Genomic DNA, 17,102 nt, shown 5'->3' with positions numbered 1-17,102 from the left:
CACGCAAGCGTTGCAAAACTGTCACGCTGCACGTGCGAAGTGTTTTGAACACTCGTGCAACAATTGACGATCCTTTCGGGCGCGAACAGTCTCCCGGGCGTAATTCTCTTGCCGGGAGACGCTCGCATGAAGATCTCGTCCCGCAGTGCGCTGATCGCCGCGCTGCTCGCGTCGGCGGCCTTCGCCACCCCCGCCCTTGCCCAGGACGATACCGCGACGGCCGCCGGCAGCGACGGCGACGAGATCATCGTCACCGCGCAGAAACGCGAGGAAAACCTCCAGGACGTGCCGATCAGCATCAAGGCGCTGGGCACCGAGAAGCTCGACGAGCTCAACATCACCAACTTCCAGGATTACACGAAGCAGCTCTCGTCGGTCAGCTTCCTCACCGTCCAGCCGGGCGTGACGACGGTGTATATGCGCGGCGTCGCCGCGACCGCGGGCGGCGCCGAGGGCAACCACTCGGGCTCGCTGCCGCAGGTCGGCACCTATCTCGACGAGCAGCCGGTAACGACGATCGGCGGCACGCTCGACATCCATATCTACGACGTCGCCCGGATCGAGAGCCTCTCGGGACCGCAGGGAACGCTCTACGGCGCTTCGTCCGAGGCGGGCACGATCCGCATCATCACCAACAAGCCCGACGCCTCGGGTTTCTACGGCCGCGTCGACGGCGAAGTGAACGCCGTGAACAAGGGCGGGATCGGCGGCCGGCTGGAAGGCGTGATCAACACGCCGTTCAGCGAGTCGGTCGCGCTGCGCGTCGTCGGCTTCTACCAGAAGGACGCGGGCTTCATCGACAATGTGCCCGGCACGCGCAGCTTCCTGGGCGGGATCACGGTCAACAACAACGCCTATGTCGAGAAGAACTACAACGACGTCGAGACCTGGGGCGGCCGCGCCGCGCTGAAGGTCGACCTCGACGAAAACTGGACCGTCACGCCCACCGTGCTCTACCAGGACTCGCGCAGCCACGGCTTCTTCGGCAGCGACCCCAGCCTCGGCGACCTCAAGGTCCAGCATTTCTACCCCGAATGGCGCAAGGACCGTTTCGTCCAGGGCGCGCTCACCATCGAGGGCAAGATCGGCAGCTGGGATGTTACCTATGCCGGTGCGTATCTCGACCGCAAGGACAGCTCGTCGAGCGACTATACCGACTATGCAGAGGCCTATGACCAGCTCTATTCCTCGGTCGGAGGCATCGCGGGCTACCAATATTTCCTCAATGCCTCGGGCAACACGATCGATCCCCGCCAGAACGTGCTGGGCACCGACCATTTCAAGAAGATGAGCCAGGAGCTCCGCCTCGCTTCGCCAGCGGACGCGCCGTTCCGCATCGTCGCCGGCCTGTTCTTCCAGCGGCAGAGCAACGCGATCCACCAGGACTATCGCGTCGCCAACCTCGCCCCCGAGCTGTCGGTGAACGGCATCCCCGGCACGCTGTGGCTCACCCAGCAGCACCGCGTCGACAAGGACTATGCCGCGTTCGGCGAGGCGAGCTACGACTTCACGCCGAACCTGACGCTCACCGCGGGCGGGCGGCTCTACAAATACGACAATTCGCTGATCGGCTTCTTCGGCTTCGGCCGCGATCCGGCGTTCAACCAGATCACCAAGGCGACGGTGCCCAACCCGGTGTGGAGCACGTTCACCGGCGTCGGCGGCTGCTACACCACCGAGGGGCTGACGCTGCGCGACGCGCAGTTGCAGGGCCGCACCGAGGCGCTGCTCCCCGCCACGGTCGACGGCAGCCCATGCACCAACCTCGCCGACGTGGTGAACGGCAAGGCCGTGCCCAAGCGCACCAAGGATACCGGCTTCCTCCATCGCCTGAACCTCACCTGGAAGCCCGCCGACAACTATCTCCTCTACGCCACCTGGTCGCGCGGCTACCGCCCCGGCGGCATCAACCGGCGCGCGACGATCCAACCCTATCAGGCAGATTTCCTGACCAACTACGAGATCGGCTGGAAGACCACGCTGGCGCCCGGCTTCCGCTTCAACGGCGCGATCTACCAGGAGGATTGGAAGAAGTTCCAATTCTCCTTCCTCGGCCAGAACAGCTTCACCGAGATCCACAACGGCCCCGACGCCCGCATCCGCGGCATCGAGCTCGACACCAACTACCACGCCGGCGGCTTCACCCTCACCGCGTCGGGCTCCTACACCGATGCGAAGACGCGGCGGAACCTCTGCGGCTATGACGACCCGACGCTGGCCTGCACGGCGACGGGGCCGGGCGGCGAGATCAACTATATCTCGGCGGTCGCGGGCACGCGCCTGCCGATCACGCCCAAGTTCAAGGCGAGTGCGACCGCGCGCTACGAATGGGATACGGGGCCGACCAAGCTCCACGCCCAGGGCGTGCTCGCCTATCAGGGCTCGGCAGCGTCGGACCTGCGCAGCAAGGTGTTCATCCTCGCGCTGCACGACCCGACCGATCCCGCCATCGCCGCGGACCCGACGAGCTACTACAATCCGGCCGCGGCGTCGGGCCGGCTCCAGCCCTTCACCACGCTCGACCTCGCCTTCGGTGCGGACATCGGCAAGGTCTCGCTGGAGGCCTTCGTCAGCAATGTCTGGGACGAGCGCGGCCAGCTTTCGCGCTTCGAGGAATGCGGAAGCTGTGGCCAGCGGCCCTATATCGTCTACGTCCGCCCGCGCACCTTCGGGGTCCGCGCCGGCACCGAGTTCTGAGCCAGTTCTGAGCGCCCCCGCGGGGGGATACGAGGGCGGCCGCTCCCAGTTCCCCTCCCGCTTGCTTGCGGGAGGGGAACCACGGTCGGGGCGTGCTCATTTTCCGAGTTCAACCGTCATCCCGGCGAAAGCCGGGATGACGGTCTTGGGCTCAGATTCCCCCGTCCACCGCCTCGCGCCCGGCCTCGACCAGCGCCGCCGTCAACGCCGCCGCGCACGCATCCACCACCGCCTGCGACGTCGCGCGGATCACGAAGTTCGCCCCCACCCTGCCTTCGCGGAACAGCGGATAGCTGCCGATCGCCACGCCCTCGAACGCGCGCTCGGTCCGCGCGAGCAGCTCGGCGATCTCGCTCTCGGGCACCCAGCAGCCCACGGTGTGCGACACCAAGGGCAACCCGCCCTCGAGCGTGCCGGTCAGCGCGTCGAGCATCTGCGCGGCGATATGCGGCACCCCTGCGAGGACAAAGAGACGGTCGCCCACCCGGATCCCCGGCGCACCCGACATGCGGTTGGGGATCAGCTCGGCGCCCTCGGGCACGCGCGCCATCCTGAGCCGCGTGTCGGTGATCCCGCCGCGCGTCTCGTAATAGCGCTCCAGCGCAGCGCGCGCCTCGGGGTGGATCACCACGGGGACGCCCAGCGCCGCCGCCACCGCGTCCACCGTGATGTCGTCGTGCGTCGGCCCGATCCCGCCGGTGGTGAAGCAATAGTCGTTGCGGATGCGCAGCGCATTCAGCGCCTCGACGATCGCCGCCTCCACGTCGGGCACGATCCGCACCTCGGCGAGGCGGATGCCCTGCGCGTTGAGCCAGGTGGCGAGCTGCGCGACGTTCCGGTCCTGGGTGCGGCCCGAGAGAATCTCGTCGCCGATCACCACCAGCGCCGCCGTCCAGATCCGCTCCTCAGCCATTGCGGCGAATCCGTAGCTACTCGCAAAGCCCTGCGCAAACGCCTATATCGCGGCGATGACCGAATATGTTGCCGTCACCGGCGAGACGCCGCTCGTGCGCACCGGCGCGATCAAGCTCCACGGGCCCGAAGGCTTCGAGGGGATGCGCCGCGCCGGGCGCCTCGCCGCCGAGATCCTCGACGCGCTGGTGCCGCACGTCCGCCCCGGCGTGTCGACCGCCGAGCTCGACGACATCGTCCGCCAGATGAGCTTCGCCGGCGGCGGCGTGCCCGCCACGCTCGGCTATCGCGGCTATACCCACAGCTGCTGCATCTCGATCAACCATGTCGTCTGCCACGGCATCCCCTCCGAGCGCACGCTCAAGGATGGCGACATCGTCAACATCGACGTGACGCCGATGGTCGACGGCTGGCACGGCGACACCAGCCGCATGTTCCTGGTCGGCGACGTGCCGCTCAAGGCGCGCCGCCTCGTCGACGTCACCTATGAGTCGCTGATGCTCGGGATCGAGCAGGCCAGGCCCGGCAACCACCTCGGCGACATCAGCCACGCGATCCAGCGCCATGCCGAGGCGCACCGCTTCGGCGTGGTCCGCGATTTCTGCGGGCATGGGCTCGGCCAGGTCTTCCACGACGCGCCCGAGGTCGTCCACGTCGGCCGCCCGGGCACCGGGCCCGAGCTCAGGCCGGGTATGTTCTTCACGATCGAGCCGATGATCAACATCGGCCGTCCCGACGTGAAGCTGCTCGACGACGGCTGGACCGCGGTCACGCGCGACCGCTCGCTCTCGGCGCAGTTCGAGCATTCGATCGGGATCACCGAAGACGGCTGCGAGATCTTCACCAAGAGCCCCAAGGGCCTCGACCGCCCGCCCTACTGACTTACGATGCCACCAGGCGCCGCGGCGGCCGCTCCCAGTCGAGCAGTGCCGCGCTGGCTTGGCGCGGAGTCAGCGAGCCCTCGGCGCTGGTGATCCAGCAGCCGGCATCGCCATCGGGATCGATCGCGACCAGGCCGTGCGCCATGATCACCAGCGGCCCGCGCGCGACCACCACTTCCCACACGCCGCGCTCCTCGGCTTCCTCCAGGCCCAGCGCCCGGTGGATCTCCGCCGGCGTATCCATCCTGAACGCCCGTTTCACGACCGCCCTCGACTCCTGCACTCTCATGCAGGAAACGAAGCGAAACGGATGCCGTTCCACATCCTAGAACCAGTCGCGCAGAAAATCGCGAGCAGTCGCCGCGACTTGCCGTCGACCTTGAAGAGGGTGACCTGAAGACCGTGAAACGCCCTACGCCCGCCGATCGCCGCCGGGAGGGCGATCGACGGGCGCGTTTGCAGCGCCGGGGGGTGTGGCGCTGACTAGGGCGTCGCGGGCGAGAGTGAGGGCGGGTCCCCGCGGCGCCAGCTTGGCCCATGCCCGGCCCCGGGGGTCGCCCCGTGAAAGCCGCGACATGAATCCCATAGTATAAAATCAAACAATCAAAACTTCATTATGATCAGCGACGATATATCGATTAAGCGCTCCGAAGATCTCGAATTGCTCCCCATATATTTCCGATTGGATTCGAATTATCTCCGATACGCCACGAAACTATTCTTGTGTCAATTCGCTTCGACTCGGAAATTGTTCTAATTTTTAATGAATTTCCAAGATTGCGCGCGACATCACCTTTCCACACGCGCCCAGCGCATGGAGAGTGCTTGCCCCGCCGCCTTCCTGAGATGCCGCACTTTACGCGCTGTGCCTCGGCGCACCAAGCGCAACAAATTCGGAAATGGCCTGAAGACCATCGTGAGAAACTCCCCGCCGCGCCGACCGCGGCCCTGCCCCCCGATCAGGCAGGCGCCGCATTGCTGCCCAAATTCTAGGCACGCGTTAACCGTTGCGCCCGCGCCCTCCCAAGGATTAGCGTGAGTCCCGCTCTGGCACGCTTGTTGCCAGTGGCGCCGCAGGGGCTCTCATCAAAGCGAAGGATAGGATAGCGTGAAGAAGATCGAGGCCATCATCAAGCCGTTCAAGCTTGATGAGGTGAAGGAGGCGCTGCACGAAGTCGGCGTCTCGGGCATCACCGTTACCGAGGCCAAGGGCTTCGGCCGCCAGAAGGGACACACCGAGCTTTACCGCGGCGCCGAATATGTCGTCGACTTCCTGCCCAAGGTGAAGCTCGAGGTCGTGGTCGAGGATGCGCTCGCCGAGCGCGTGGTCGAGGCGGTGGCCGCCGCGGCCGCCACCGGGCGCATCGGCGACGGCAAGATCTTCGTCATGCCGGTCGAGACCGCGCTGCGCATCCGCACCGGCGAGCGTAACGAAAACGCCATTTGACGCATCGCAGCAATTTTTGGATGGTCAGGTCGCGAGTCTGAAATTTCATTGCCCGATTCGGGGGGCAATTGAACGAAAGGGAAAGGGCATAGGAATGGCGAATTCGGCCAGTGACGTCCTCAAGATGATCAAGGACCAGGAGATCGAGTGGGTCGATCTTCGGTTCACCGATCCCAAGGGCAAGTGGCAGCACCTCACCATGGTGTCGAAGGTGATCGGCGAGGACGAGCTCACCGACGGCCTGATGTTCGACGGGTCGTCGATCGCGGGCTGGAAGGCGATCAACGAGTCCGACATGATCCTCAAGCCGGACCTCGACGCCGTCTATGTCGATCCCTTCTCGGCGACGCCGATGCTGATCGTCTTCTGCGACATCGTCGAGCCGTCGACCGGCGAGCTCTATGCCCGCGACCCGCGCTCGACCGCCAAGCGCGCCGAGGCCTACCTCAAGGCGACCGGCCTGGGCGACACCGTCTATGTCGGCCCCGAGGCCGAGTTCTTCATGTTCGACGACGTGAAGTTCGAGACGAGCTACGCGACCAGCTACTACTCGATCAACGACATCGAGCTGCCGACCAACACCGGCACCAGCTATGAGGCGGGCAACCTTGGCCACCGCCCACGTGCCAAGGGCGGCTATTTCCCGGTCGCGCCGGTCGACAGCGCCACCGACATCCGCGGCGAGATGGTCTCGACGATGATGGAGATGGGCCTCCCCTGCGACAAGCACCACCACGAGGTGGCCGCCGCGCAGCACGAGCTCGGCCTCACCTTCGGCACGCTCGTCGAGACCGCCGACCGCATGCAGATCTACAAGTACGTCTGCTGGATGGTCGCCAACGCCTATGGCAAGTCGGTCACCTTCATGCCCAAGCCGATCAAGGAGGACAACGGCTCGGGCATGCACACCCACATGTCGATCTGGAACGCCGGCACGCCGCTGTTCGCGGGCAACGGCTATGCGGGCCTGAGCGAGATGTGCCTCTACTACATCGGCGGCGTCATCAAGCACGCCAAGGCGCTCAACGCCTTCACCAACCCGACCACCAACAGCTACAAGCGGCTGGTGCCGGGGTACGAGGCGCCGGTGCTGCTGGCCTATTCGTCGCGCAACCGCTCGGCCTCGTGCCGCATCCCCTATGGCGCGGGCGCCAAGGCGAAGCGCGTCGAGTTCCGCTTCCCGGACGCGATGGCGAACCCGTACCTCGCCTATGCCGCGCTGCTGATGGCTGGCCTCGACGGCATCCAGAACCGCATCCATCCGGGCGACCCGATGGACAAGAACCTGTACGACCTGCCGCCGGCCGAGCTCTCGCAGGTGCCGACGGTGTGCGGCTCGCTGCGCGAAGCGCTCGAGGCGCTGACCGCGGACATGGACTTCCTGCTCAAGGGCGACGTCTTCACCCGCGACCAGATCGAAGCCTACATCGAGCTCAAGTACGAGGACGTCGCCCGCTGGGAGATGACCCCGAGCCCGGTCGAGTACGACATGTACTACAGCAGCTGATCGCGTCGATCGGCACTGCATTCGAAGGGGCGTCCGGACTGCGGTCCGGACGCCCTTTTGCATTTTTGAAGATCATTCGGCCGGAGAGATTTGCTCGTAGCGACGCGGACGTTCGTCGATGCGATTGGTCCACCGCATGAGTTGCCTGAGCACCAATATCGTGCCGTACACCGGCGCAAAGAAGGACTTGGCAACGACCCAAAACTCCTGGCGGGCCATCTGTCCGATCGTATCGCGCGCGCGGCCGACACCGACCTCATTAATCTTTTTCATCGTCATCGTCCGACCTCATGACGGCGCGGACGAAGCGATAGATCAGCAAGCCCGTGGCCGATATCACGCCGACGCCGTCGAGACCCGCCAGCACATAGCTGACCCCTCGAAGGATGAAGAGCACGACCGGATCGATCCGACTGTGTTCGCATTGCACCAGCACCAGATGTGCGCCCAGCGCGACCGCCGACATGACGGCGAAGAACAGGCTAATATAGAAGCCGTCGAGCAAATATCGCAGGACGACCGCGCCCATTCCTCCGCGCCCCGAAGAGGGTGGCGCAGACGGAGGTGGAACTCCGCCCTCGCTACCCTCGCCCCTTCGAATGGACCACCCGTCAACGTCGGGCAATGGTTCGGGATTGGGTAGCGAATTCTCACCAGGGTCTCCACCATGGTGGCCCTCGAAGGTGGTGGAGGGTAGCGCATCGCCTTCCCAGCGAAGCAGCGCATTGGCCGCCTCGCGTCTTGAGGTGACCCCCATCCGCTGCACCGCGGCCGCAACATGGCTGTCGACGGTCGCGGGGCTCACGCCAAGCCGCTGGGCAATCTCCTTGCTGCTCAATCGCGCCGCGACATAACGCAGAATCTCGAGCTGCCGCGGACTGAGCGTTTCAATCCGCTCCTTCATCTCGGACATTGACATTGCCCCCGCACGACGACTTCCTGCCGGCCCGCTCACGTCGGAACGGTCGAACCTGAAGGCTAGCAATATCGGCAGCCGGCTCGACCGGGGTTGCGCCCGAAACGGACCAAGTTATCGCGACGCACCAATTCGTCCCACTTGCGAAAGCGCTCAATTGCTCGCCGCATCGCGCGAGTGCTAGCGTCGGCGGCATTTCCGGAGGTTCCATCCATGCATCTCAAAACTCTCGGTCTCGCGCTGCTGCTCGGCGTGTCCTCGGCCGCTCTCGCCCAGTCCGTTCCCTCGGCCGACCCTACCGCCGCGCCCAAGCCCAGATACGGCACCTGGGGCGTCGACTACGGCTCGATGGACAAGTCGGTGAAGCCCGGCGACGATTTCTTCCGCTACGCCGAGGGCAGCTGGCTCAAGAACACCGAGATCGCCGCGGACAAGTCGCGCGCCGGCTACAATTACGACCTGCCCGACGAGACTGAGATCGAGGTCCGCGCGCTCGTCGAGGGCATCGGCGCGAACCCCGGCGACCCGGTGATGCACCAGGTCGGCGACTTCTACGCCGCCTGGATGGACGAGGCCGGGATCGAGGCACGCGGGCTCGCCCCGCTCGGGCCCTATCTCGCGCGGATCGACGGCGTGAAGACGCGCCACGACCTCGTGATGCTGATGGCCGAGCCGGGCTATGCCTCGCCGGTCGGCATCGGCGTCGACGCCGACGAGAAGGACCCGACGCACTATACCGTGCTCGCCGGCCAGTCGCGCCTCGGCCTGCCGACGCGCGACTATTACCTCCTCCCCGGCGAGAAGTACGACGCCTATCGCAAGGCCTATCGCGCCTATGTCGCGACGATGTTCGCGCTGGCCGGCATCCCCGGCGGCGATGCCAAGGCCGATGCGATCCTCGCGCTCGAGACGAGCATCGCCAGGGACCAGTGGACGCCCGAGCAGCAGCGCGACCCGCAGGCGACCTACAATCCGATGAGCCGCGCCCAGCTCGCGGCCTTCGCGCCGCAGTTCGAATGGACCGCGACGCTCGAGCATGTCGGGCTCGGCAAGATGCCGACGGTGGTGGTGCGCGAGAAGAGCGCCGTCGCCGCCGCGGGCAAGCGCCTTGCCGACGTGCCGCTCGCGACCTGGAAGGACTGGCTGGCCTTCCACTTCATCAGCGACCACGCCACCTTCCTGCCCAAGGCGTTCGACGATGCGCGCTTCGGCTTCTATTCGAAGACGCTCGCCGGCGTGCCGTCGCAGGCGCCCCGCTGGAAGCGCGGCGTCCGCATGCTCGATGCCAACCTCGGCGAAGCGATCGGCAAGATCTACGCTGACCGGCACTGGAAACCCGACGCCGATGCGCTCGCCAAGGAGCTCGTCGAGGACCTGCGCGCCGCCTATGCCGAGAAGATCAAGGGCGCGGCGTGGATGGACGAGCCGACGCGCAAGGAAGCGCTCGCCAAGCTCGCCAGCTTCGAGCCACGCCTCGGCCACCCGGTGAAGTACATCGACTATTCCGCGTTCCAGGTGAGCCGCACCGATCCGCTCGCCAACGACATGGCGTCGGACCGGTTCGAGTGGAACCTCGCGCTCTCGCGCCTCGACAAGCCGGTCGACCGCGAACTGTGGGACATGACCCCGCAGACGGTGAACGCCTATTACAACCCGGTGCTCAACCAGGTGACCTTCCCCGCCGCGCAGCTCCAGCCGCCCTTCTTCGATCCCGCCGCTGATCCCGCGGTCAACTATGGCGAGACGGGCGCGACGATCGGCCATGAGATGGGCCATGGCTTCGACGACGAGGGCCGCCAGTACGACGCCGCGGGCAAGCTGCGCGACTGGTGGACCAAGGACGCCGCCGATCGCTACACCGCGCATGCCCAGGCGCTGGTCAAGCAGTTCGACAGCTATGAGCCGATCCCGGGGGTCCACATCAAGGGCCAGCTGACGCTCGGCGAGAACCTGGCGGACCTCGGCGGGCTCGAAGTCGCCTATGCCGCCTATCGCCGCTACGTCGCGCGCCACGGCGAGCCCGCGGTGATCGACGGCTATACCGGCGACCAGCGCTTCTTTATCGCCTATGCGCAGAGCTGGCAGGGCAAGGCGCGCGAGGATTCGCTGCGCTCGCAACTGCTCTCCAACCCGCACAGCCCCGAGGAATTCCGGGTGAACGGGATCGTCCGCAACATGGACGAATGGGTTGCGGCATTCGGGGTGAAGGAAGGCGACAAGCTCTGGATCGCGCCTGCGGAGCGCGTGCACGTCTGGTAGGGAGTCAGATTAAGTCCCAACCGTCATCCCGGCGAAAGCCGGGACCCAGGGCCACGCGCGATGTCCTCCGTAACCCTGGGTCCCGGCTTTCGTCGGGATGACGGTTGAGGGGCGCAGGGTCGCGTCGTCTGCCAACCCTTACCACCGCATTCGCTTCGATTCGCCCGGAACGGATGCCCCCACCTCTCGTTGCGCATCGGAAAGGGAGTTCCCGCCGATGCGTACCGCCACCTCGCTGATCCCGTTCGCGCTGCTGGCGGCCTGTTCGGGAGGCAGCGGGAGCCTCGGCGGGGGCGGCGGCGGCGGTGGTGGGACCCCCACGCCCACCAACTCCGCGCCCGCCTTCACGTCGGCGACTACCGCGACCGTGGCCGAGAACACCGTCGCTGCCTATCAGGCGACCGCCACCGACGCGAACGGCGACCCGATCACCTTCTCGATCACCGGCGGCGCCGATGCTGCGCGCTTCAGCATCACCACGGCGGGCGCACTTGCCTTCACCCCCGCCCCCAATTTCGAGCTCCCCACCGACGCCAATGGCGACAACCTCTACGAGGTCCAGCTCAAGGCCGCCGACGCCAGCCTCTCGACCACGCTCAACCTGCAGGTGACCGTCACCAACAGCCGGGAGGGCATTGCGGTCAAGCGCGTCGCGACCGGCTTCACTCAGCCCGTCGACGTCACCGCCATCCCCGGCAGCACCGATGTGTTCGTGCTCGAGAAGACCGGCAACGTCTATCGCCTCACCCCTTCCACCGGCGCGAAGACACTGCTCCTCACCGTCGGCAATCTCTCGACCGACAGCGAGCGCGGGCTGCTCGGCATCGCGCCCTTCCCCGATTTCGCGACCAGCCAGCGCGCAGTGGTCTACGCCACCGCCACCGACGGCTCGATCGAGCTGCGCCGCTACACGATCGACGGCACGGTCGCTGCGGCACCCACCGTGCTGATGACGATCCCGCATCCTGGCCAGAGCAACCACAATGGCGGCTGGATCGCCTTCGGGCCCGACGGGCTGCTCTACGCCGCGACCGGCGACGGAGGCGGCGCGGGCGATCCGCCCAACAACGCGCAGAACCCCAACGTCCGCCTCGGCAAGATCCTGCGCATGGCGGTGAGCGCGGCAGGGGCGATCAGCCCGGCGCCGGGCAATCCCTTCGTCGCGGGCGGCGGCGACCCTTATGTCTTCGCGCTCGGCCTCCGGAACCCATTCCGCAACAGCTTCGGCCCCGACGGGCGGCTCTATATCGGCGACGTCGGGCAAGGCGCGGTCGAGGAGATCGACGTGCTCCGCCCCGACCAGCCCGGCCTCAACTTCGGCTGGCATTATCTCGAGGGCACCCAGCCCTATACCGGCACCGCGCCCGCCGGGCTCACCGCGCCGGTCTCCGAATATCTCCACGGCACCGGGCCCAAGCAGGGCAGCACGATTATCGGCGGCTATGTCTACCGCGGCCCGGTGGCGTCGCTGGTCGGCAGCTATGTCTTCGCCGACTATATCAGCGGCAACATCTGGACGATTCCCAGCGCCGCGACTTCGCTCGTCCAGGGCTCGCTCTATCCGTCCGCCAACTACGAGCGCCGCAATCCCGACTTCGCGCCCGATGCGGGCACGCTCGACAACATCGTTTCGTTCGGCGAGGACAGCACCGGCAACCTCTTCATCGTCGGCATCGATGGCGAAATCTACCAGGTCGTGCCCGGCTGAGCTTCAGCCGCGGCGCATCCGGTCGACGAGCCAGACCGCCAGCGCGAGCGCCGCGCCCGCAGCCGTGCCGAGAATCAGCCCGATCGTCGCCTGGTTCTCCGCCGCGCCGATGAAGGCGCCGGCGAGGATCGCGACCGCGAGGATCAGCCCGCCGGCCATCGGCGTGCGGGGGGGAGGTGTCGAAGCCATGGCGTCCTCTGCCATGTCCCGAGCCGGGACGCCACTGCCCCGTGGCGGGACAGATGGGACGCCGCCAAGCCCATGGTTTCCGGGGGATTCATCCTCGTGTCGGGCCGGATCGGCGCAACTCGCGAGTCTGGCACGCGGCTTGAGTCTGGAAGGGTGCGCGCAATGCCCGCCTGGAGCCAGTCGAATGGAATATATGCCCTATCTCTCCGACCGCGGCGACGTGAAGGACGCGGCCGAGTTGATGCTCAAGTTCGGCGACGATGCAGGCTTCGAAGCGGCGGCGCGCGCCGATCACAGCCGCAACCTGGGCAACCACCTCCACTTCTGCCGCTGGCGCCAGATCGAGCGGCTGATCGTGCTGATGTCGATAGGCCGCGCGGTGGGGACGATCCACTAAGAGCGGACACATCTCCCCGGACTTCGTCATGCTGAACTTAGGTGTGTCATCACTGGTGGAACGGGCTACCCCCCGACGTCATCCTGGCGAAAGCCGGCACCCAGGGCCGCGCGCGACGTCCTCTGCAACCCTGGGTCCCGGCTTTCGCCGGGATGACGATTCAAGAGCACAATCGATGACACGCCCGAATAGCATCGATCCAGTGGAATCGCCTTAAAGCGGCACGGAGCCGAAACCACCCCGGCGAGTTGAGAGCCTCGACACCAAGCGAGGCCCGATGACCACTCCCCAGATTCTGTCGCTTTGCGTACTCGGCGCCATGATGGCGCTCTTCCTCTGGGGAAAGCTTCGATACGACCTCGTCGCGATGCTCGCGCTGCTCGCCGCGCTGGCGCTGGGCGTGGTCAAGCCCGCCGACGCATTCAAGGGCTTCTCCGACGATATCGTGATCATCGTCGGCTCGGCGCTGGTGCTGTCGGGCGCCGTCCAGCGCTCGGGCGTGATCGAGCGCGCGATGCTGTTCCTCCAGCACCATGTCACCCGCGTCCGCTCGCAGTTGCTGCTGCTTGCCGCCTCGGTCGGCTTCGCCTCGGCGCTGGTCAAAAACATCGGCGCGCTCGCGATGATGATGCCGGTGGCGATCCAGATGGCCAAGCGATCGAACACCAACGCCGCGGTGTTCCTGATGCCGATGTCGTTCGCCTCGCTGCTCGGCGGCCTCGTCACGCTGATCGGCACCTCGCCCAACATCATCGTCAGCCGCGTGCGCGAGGAGATGATCGGCACGCCGTTCCACATGTTCGATTATGCCCCCGTCGGGCTGGGCCTCACGCTGGTCGGGCTGGTGTTCCTGCGCTTCGGCTACCGCCTGCTGCCGCGCGACCGCCGCGCGCCGCTGACCGCAGGCGAAGCGCTGGAGGGGCAGGACTTCGTCACCGAAGCGGCGATCCCCGCGAACTCGGTGGCGATCGGCGAGACCGTCGCCGCCTTCCGCAAGCGCCATGACGGCGAGGTCGCGGTCACCGCGATCCTGCGCGACGGCGAGCGGCGCAAGGGCACACACAATGCCCGGCTCCACGAAGGCGACGTGCTGATCCTCCAGGGCGCCCCCGACGACCTCGACCGCGCGATCGCGCATGACGGTCTGCTGCTCGAGGGCCAGCACCGCGACGCCGCCACTGCGGCGGGCGGCGAGAGCGGCGTGATCGAAGCGGTGATCTCGGCCGACAGCCCGCTGGTCGGCCGCACCGCGGGCCGGCTCGGGCTGCACGAGCAGTTCGGGGTCAACCTGATCGCGGTCTCGCGCCAGGGCACGCGGCTCGACAAGCGCCTCGGCGAGATCCGGCTGCGCGCGGGCGACGTGATCGTGCTCCAGGGCGCGTTCGACCTGCTGTTCGAGCGGCTCGCCGAGTTCCGCTGCCTGCCGCTCGCCGAGCGGACGATCCGGCTGGGCAGCGCTCGCAAGACCGTGCTGCCGCTCGCGATCCTCGCGCTGGCGATGGCGGCGACCGCGACCGGCCTGGTGCCCGTCGCCATCGCCTTCTTCGGCGCAGCGGCGCTGGTGATGGTCACCGGCGCGCTGCCCGTGCGCGAGGCCTATGCGCATATCGAATGGCCGATCCTGATCATGCTCGGCGCGCTGATCCCGGTGAGCGACTCGCTCCACCAGACCGGTGTGACCGACATCGCCGGCACCTGGCTGGGCCATGTCGCCGCGACCTTGCCGCCCTGGGGCGCGGTCGCGCTGGTGCTCGCCGCGGCGATGGCGGTGACGCCCTTCCTCAACAATGCCGCGACGGTGCTCGTGATGGCGCCGATCGCCGCGTCGTTCGCGACCAACCTCCATTACCGCCCCGACGCCTTCCTGATGGCGACCGCGGTGGGCGCGGGCTGCGACTTCCTCACCCCGATCGGGCACCAGTGCAACACGCTGGTGATGGGCGCCGGCGGCTATCGGTTCGGCGACTATGCCAGGCTGGGCGCGCCGCTCTCGCTGCTGGTGCTGCTGGTGGGGACCCCACTGATCCTCTGGGTGTGGCCGGTGCGGTGATGTGTTAGGCCGCGGGCGAAGGAGGATCGCGATGGCGCTGCAACTCGACGGACTCGTGCCGCTGCTGCAGGTGTTCGACATGCCCGAGGCAGTGGCCTTCTACCGCGACGTGCTGGGCTTCGAGATGGTGGAGCATTCGCCCGAGGTCGAGGCGGCGGAGGGGCGGTTCTTCCACTGGTGCTGGCTGAGGCGCGGCTCGGCCGAACTGATGCTCAACACGCTCTACGACGCAGGCGAACGCCCGCCGATCCGCGACCCGATGCGCGCCGAGCGGCTTGGCGACATCTGCCTCTACATGGGCTCGCCCGACGTCGACGCCGCGCACCTATGGCTGGTGTCGAACGGCGTGGAATGCGATCCGCCGGTGGTGACGGGCTATGGGATGAAGCAGCTCTATTTCCGCGATCGCGACGGCTATGGGCTGTGCATCCAGATGCGGGCTTGAGCGCCCCCGTCCGACAAGTCGTCATCCCGGCGAAAGCCGGGACCCAGGGCCACGAGCGGCGTCCTGCTTGACCCTGGGTCCCGGCTTTCGCCGGGATGACGGTTGAAGGGACAGGTTAAGCGAGCGCCCCCACCAGCGACTTCACCTCGAGATACTCCGCCAGCCCGAACTTGCCGTGCTCGCGGCCGTTGCCCGATTGCTTGTAGCCGCCGAACGGCAGCTCGGGGTTGGGCTGGCCGCCGTTGACGTAGACCATGCCCGCGCGCAGCCGCGGAGCGACGCGGTTCACCGCCTCGGCATCGCCGAACACCACCGCGGACAGCCCATAGTCGGTGTCGTTGGCGATGCGCACGGCATCCTCTTCGTCCTCATAGGGGATGATCGTCACCACCGGGCCGAAGATCTCCTCGCGCGCGATCGTCATTTCGTTGGTGACATGGCTGAACAAGGTCGGCTTGACGAAATAGCCGGTCTCCAGCCCGTCGGGCCGGCCGGGGCCGCCCGCCTCGAGCTTCGCGCCTTCCTCCATGCCCTTGGCGATCAGCCCCTGGACCTTGTCCCACTGCGCCTTGTTGACCAGCGGGCCGATGTGGCGGCCGTCCTCGGCGGGATCACCCGCCTGGGTCGCCTGCATCACCTGCGCGGCGAGCGTCGCGACCTCGGCCGCCTTGTCCTTGGGGACCAGCAGCCGCGTCGGCGCGATGCAGCTCTGGCCCGAGTTCATCAGCACGCTGCCCAAAGTCCGCTGCACCGCCTGCGCCGCATCGCCGCCCTGGAGCAGCAGCGAGGGCGACTTGCCGCCCAGTTCCTGGTGGACGCGCTTGACCGTGTCGGCGGCATTCTTCGCCACGAGCACGCCCGCGCGCGTCGAGCCGGTGAAGCTCACCATGTCGACGCCCTTGTGCTTCGACAGCGCGGTGCCCACGCCGGGCCCGTCGCCGTTGACGAGGTTGAACACGCCCGCGGGCACCCCCGCCTTGTCGAGCACCTCGGCGAAGATCGCGGCGCAGCTCGGCGCTTCCTCGCTCGGCTTGAGGATCATCGTGCAGCCCGCCGCCAGCGCGGGCGCGACCTTCGAGACGATCTGGTTGAGCGGCCAGTTCCACGGCGTGATCATGCCGACCACGCCGATCGGCTCGTGCACCACCAGGCTGTTGCCGATCTGCTCCTCGAACGCGAAGTCCTGGAGCGCCTTGATCGCCGCCATGAAGTGGCCGATCCCCGAGCCGACCTGCGCGGTCTTGGCCAGTGCGATCGGCGCGCCCATCTCGAGGCTGATCGCCTCGGCCATGTCGCCCGCGCGCGCCTTATACTCCGCCAGGATCCGCTCGATCACCGCGATCCGCTCCTCGACGCTGGTGCGCGACCAGCTCTCGAACGCGGTCCGCGCCGCGGCCACGGCCTTGTCGACGTCGGCCTCGGTGCCCAGCGTGATCGTGGTGCACGGCTCCTCGGTCGCCGGGTTGATCACGTCGTGCGACTTGCCGCCCTCGCTCTCGACCCACTGACCGCCGATGTAATGCCTGGGATAGCTGCGCACGCGCCTCTCCGTTCGAAGTTCGGGTATGGCGGCTAGATGGCCGCCCCGGCTGCGCGTTGCAAGGTGCAACCTGTTTGCCACACCCGCGCGCTGTCATCGTGCCGTTGCTGCAATGCAACGAAGCTGTAACGCGACCGCGTAACGGCGGGGCCAA

15 protein-coding genes are annotated in these 17,102 nt (G+C 67.0%); 9 read left to right on the top strand and 6 right to left on the bottom strand.

The genetic code is table 11. The annotated features are described in order from the left end of the window. Window positions 1–126: 126 nt before the first annotated feature. Window positions 127–2,697 (top strand): TonB-dependent receptor, encoded by a 2,571-nt coding sequence (locus J7495_RS00775; protein WP_294054157.1) that lies wholly within the window; start codon window positions 127–129, stop codon window positions 2,695–2,697. A gap of 151 nt (window positions 2,698–2,848) precedes the next feature. On the opposite strand, the gene J7495_RS00770 is transcribed toward J7495_RS00775, so the two are convergent. After that, a complete protein-coding gene (locus J7495_RS00770; RefSeq protein WP_294054156.1) occupies window positions 2,849–3,610 on the bottom strand; it encodes a molybdopterin-binding protein in 762 nt (253 codons plus the stop codon). 55 nt (window positions 3,611–3,665) lie between these two features. Here J7495_RS00770 and map point away from each other — a divergent pair, with 55 nt between their 5' ends. After that, on the top strand, window positions 3,666–4,490 hold the full coding sequence (map, locus tag J7495_RS00765; protein WP_294054155.1) for a type I methionyl aminopeptidase: 825 nt from the start codon (window positions 3,666–3,668) through the stop codon (window positions 4,488–4,490). Window position 4,491: 1 nt separating this feature from the next. Here map and J7495_RS00760 read toward each other — a convergent pair whose 3' ends face one another. Continuing rightward, the gene (locus J7495_RS00760; protein WP_294054154.1) at window positions 4,492–4,734 is read right to left on the bottom strand and encodes a hypothetical protein; all 243 of its coding nucleotides are present in this window, start codon (window positions 4,732–4,734) and stop codon (window positions 4,492–4,494) included. A gap of 864 nt (window positions 4,735–5,598) precedes the next feature. Here J7495_RS00760 and J7495_RS00755 point away from each other — a divergent pair. After that, entirely contained in the window at window positions 5,599–5,937 is a 339-nt protein-coding gene (locus J7495_RS00755) for a P-II family nitrogen regulator (RefSeq protein WP_294054153.1), read from the top strand. A 94-nt stretch (window positions 5,938–6,031) separates the two neighbouring features. Continuing rightward, window positions 6,032–7,444 (top strand): type I glutamate--ammonia ligase, encoded by a 1,413-nt coding sequence (gene glnA / locus J7495_RS00750; protein ID WP_294054152.1) that lies wholly within the window; start codon window positions 6,032–6,034, stop codon window positions 7,442–7,444. Between the two features lie 72 nt (window positions 7,445–7,516). Here glnA and J7495_RS00745 read toward each other — a convergent pair whose 3' ends face one another. Continuing rightward, window positions 7,517–7,723, bottom strand: coding sequence for a hypothetical protein (locus tag J7495_RS00745; RefSeq protein ID WP_294054151.1), 207 nt, complete (start codon window positions 7,721–7,723; stop codon window positions 7,517–7,519). Beyond that, window positions 7,704–8,357 carry a helix-turn-helix transcriptional regulator gene (locus J7495_RS00740; protein ID WP_294054150.1) on the bottom strand — a complete coding sequence of 218 codons (654 nt, stop codon included), beginning with the start codon at window positions 8,355–8,357 and terminating at the stop codon, window positions 7,704–7,706. The genes J7495_RS00745 and J7495_RS00740 overlap by 20 nt, the downstream gene beginning before the upstream one ends. 216 nt (window positions 8,358–8,573) lie before the next feature. Here J7495_RS00740 and J7495_RS00735 point away from each other — a divergent pair, with 216 nt between their 5' ends. Further along, window positions 8,574–10,619 (top strand): M13 family metallopeptidase, encoded by a 2,046-nt coding sequence (locus tag J7495_RS00735; RefSeq protein WP_294054149.1) that lies wholly within the window; start codon window positions 8,574–8,576, stop codon window positions 10,617–10,619. Window positions 10,620–10,836: 217 nt separating this feature from the next. After that, the gene (locus tag J7495_RS00730; protein WP_294054148.1) at window positions 10,837–12,327 is read left to right on the top strand and encodes a PQQ-dependent sugar dehydrogenase; all 1,491 of its coding nucleotides are present in this window, start codon (window positions 10,837–10,839) and stop codon (window positions 12,325–12,327) included. Between the two features lie 3 nt (window positions 12,328–12,330). Here the strand turns inward: J7495_RS00730 and J7495_RS00725 are convergent, their stop codons facing one another. Then, a complete protein-coding gene (locus J7495_RS00725) occupies window positions 12,331–12,531 on the bottom strand; it encodes a hypothetical protein (protein ID WP_294054147.1) in 201 nt (66 codons plus the stop codon). A gap of 169 nt (window positions 12,532–12,700) precedes the next feature. Between J7495_RS00725 and J7495_RS00720 the strand changes: the two genes are divergently transcribed. The 3 genes from J7495_RS00720 (at window position 12,701) to J7495_RS00710 (ending at window position 15,408) form a co-directional block, all read left to right on the top strand. Beyond that, on the top strand, window positions 12,701–12,913 hold the full coding sequence (locus J7495_RS00720; protein WP_294054146.1) for a hypothetical protein: 213 nt from the start codon (window positions 12,701–12,703) through the stop codon (window positions 12,911–12,913). Window positions 12,914–13,232: 319 nt separating this feature from the next. Then, on the top strand, window positions 13,233–14,963 hold the full coding sequence (locus tag J7495_RS00715) for an SLC13 family permease (RefSeq protein WP_366810600.1): 1,731 nt from the start codon (window positions 13,233–13,235) through the stop codon (window positions 14,961–14,963). Between the two features lie 31 nt (window positions 14,964–14,994). Continuing rightward, entirely contained in the window at window positions 14,995–15,408 is a 414-nt protein-coding gene (locus tag J7495_RS00710; RefSeq protein ID WP_294054144.1) for a VOC family protein, read from the top strand. A 115-nt stretch (window positions 15,409–15,523) separates the two neighbouring features. Here the strand turns inward: J7495_RS00710 and J7495_RS00705 are convergent, their stop codons facing one another. Beyond that, window positions 15,524–16,948 (bottom strand): aldehyde dehydrogenase family protein, encoded by a 1,425-nt coding sequence (locus J7495_RS00705; RefSeq protein WP_294054143.1) that lies wholly within the window; start codon window positions 16,946–16,948, stop codon window positions 15,524–15,526. Window positions 16,949–17,102: the final 154 nt, after the last annotated feature.

It is taken from the genome of Sphingomonas sp. (assembly GCF_017745215.1).
GTDB lineage: Bacteria > Pseudomonadota > Alphaproteobacteria > Sphingomonadales > Sphingomonadaceae > Sphingomonas.
The sequence above is the reverse complement of the archived record's forward strand: the minus strand, read 5'-3'. Positions and strand labels throughout refer to the sequence as shown.

Bases quoted from the DNA above. Each gene is read 5' to 3' on its own strand.
- J7495_RS00775 (WP_294054157.1), top strand. From the start codon at position 127: ATGAAGATCTCGTCCCGCAGTGCGCTGATCGCCGCGCTGCTCGCGTCG.
- J7495_RS00770 (WP_294054156.1), bottom strand. From the start codon at position 3,610: ATGGCTGAGGAGCGGATCTGGACGGCGGCGCTGGTGGTGATCGGCGAC.
- map (WP_294054155.1), top strand. From the start codon at position 3,666: ATGACCGAATATGTTGCCGTCACCGGCGAGACGCCGCTCGTGCGCACC.
- J7495_RS00760 (WP_294054154.1), bottom strand. From the start codon at position 4,734: ATGGATACGCCGGCGGAGATCCACCGGGCGCTGGGCCTGGAGGAAGCC.
- glnA (WP_294054152.1), top strand. From the start codon at position 6,032: ATGGCGAATTCGGCCAGTGACGTCCTCAAGATGATCAAGGACCAGGAG.
- J7495_RS00745 (WP_294054151.1), bottom strand. From the start codon at position 7,723: ATGACGATGAAAAAGATTAATGAGGTCGGTGTCGGCCGCGCGCGCGAT.
- J7495_RS00740 (WP_294054150.1), bottom strand. From the start codon at position 8,357: ATGTCCGAGATGAAGGAGCGGATTGAAACGCTCAGTCCGCGGCAGCTC.
- J7495_RS00735 (WP_294054149.1), top strand. From the start codon at position 8,574: ATGCATCTCAAAACTCTCGGTCTCGCGCTGCTGCTCGGCGTGTCCTCG.
- J7495_RS00730 (WP_294054148.1), top strand. From the start codon at position 10,837: ATGCGTACCGCCACCTCGCTGATCCCGTTCGCGCTGCTGGCGGCCTGT.
- J7495_RS00725 (WP_294054147.1), bottom strand. From the start codon at position 12,531: ATGGCAGAGGACGCCATGGCTTCGACACCTCCCCCCCGCACGCCGATG.
- J7495_RS00720 (WP_294054146.1), top strand. From the start codon at position 12,701: ATGGAATATATGCCCTATCTCTCCGACCGCGGCGACGTGAAGGACGCG.
- J7495_RS00715 (WP_366810600.1), top strand. From the start codon at position 13,233: ATGATGGCGCTCTTCCTCTGGGGAAAGCTTCGATACGACCTCGTCGCG.
- J7495_RS00710 (WP_294054144.1), top strand. From the start codon at position 14,995: ATGGCGCTGCAACTCGACGGACTCGTGCCGCTGCTGCAGGTGTTCGAC.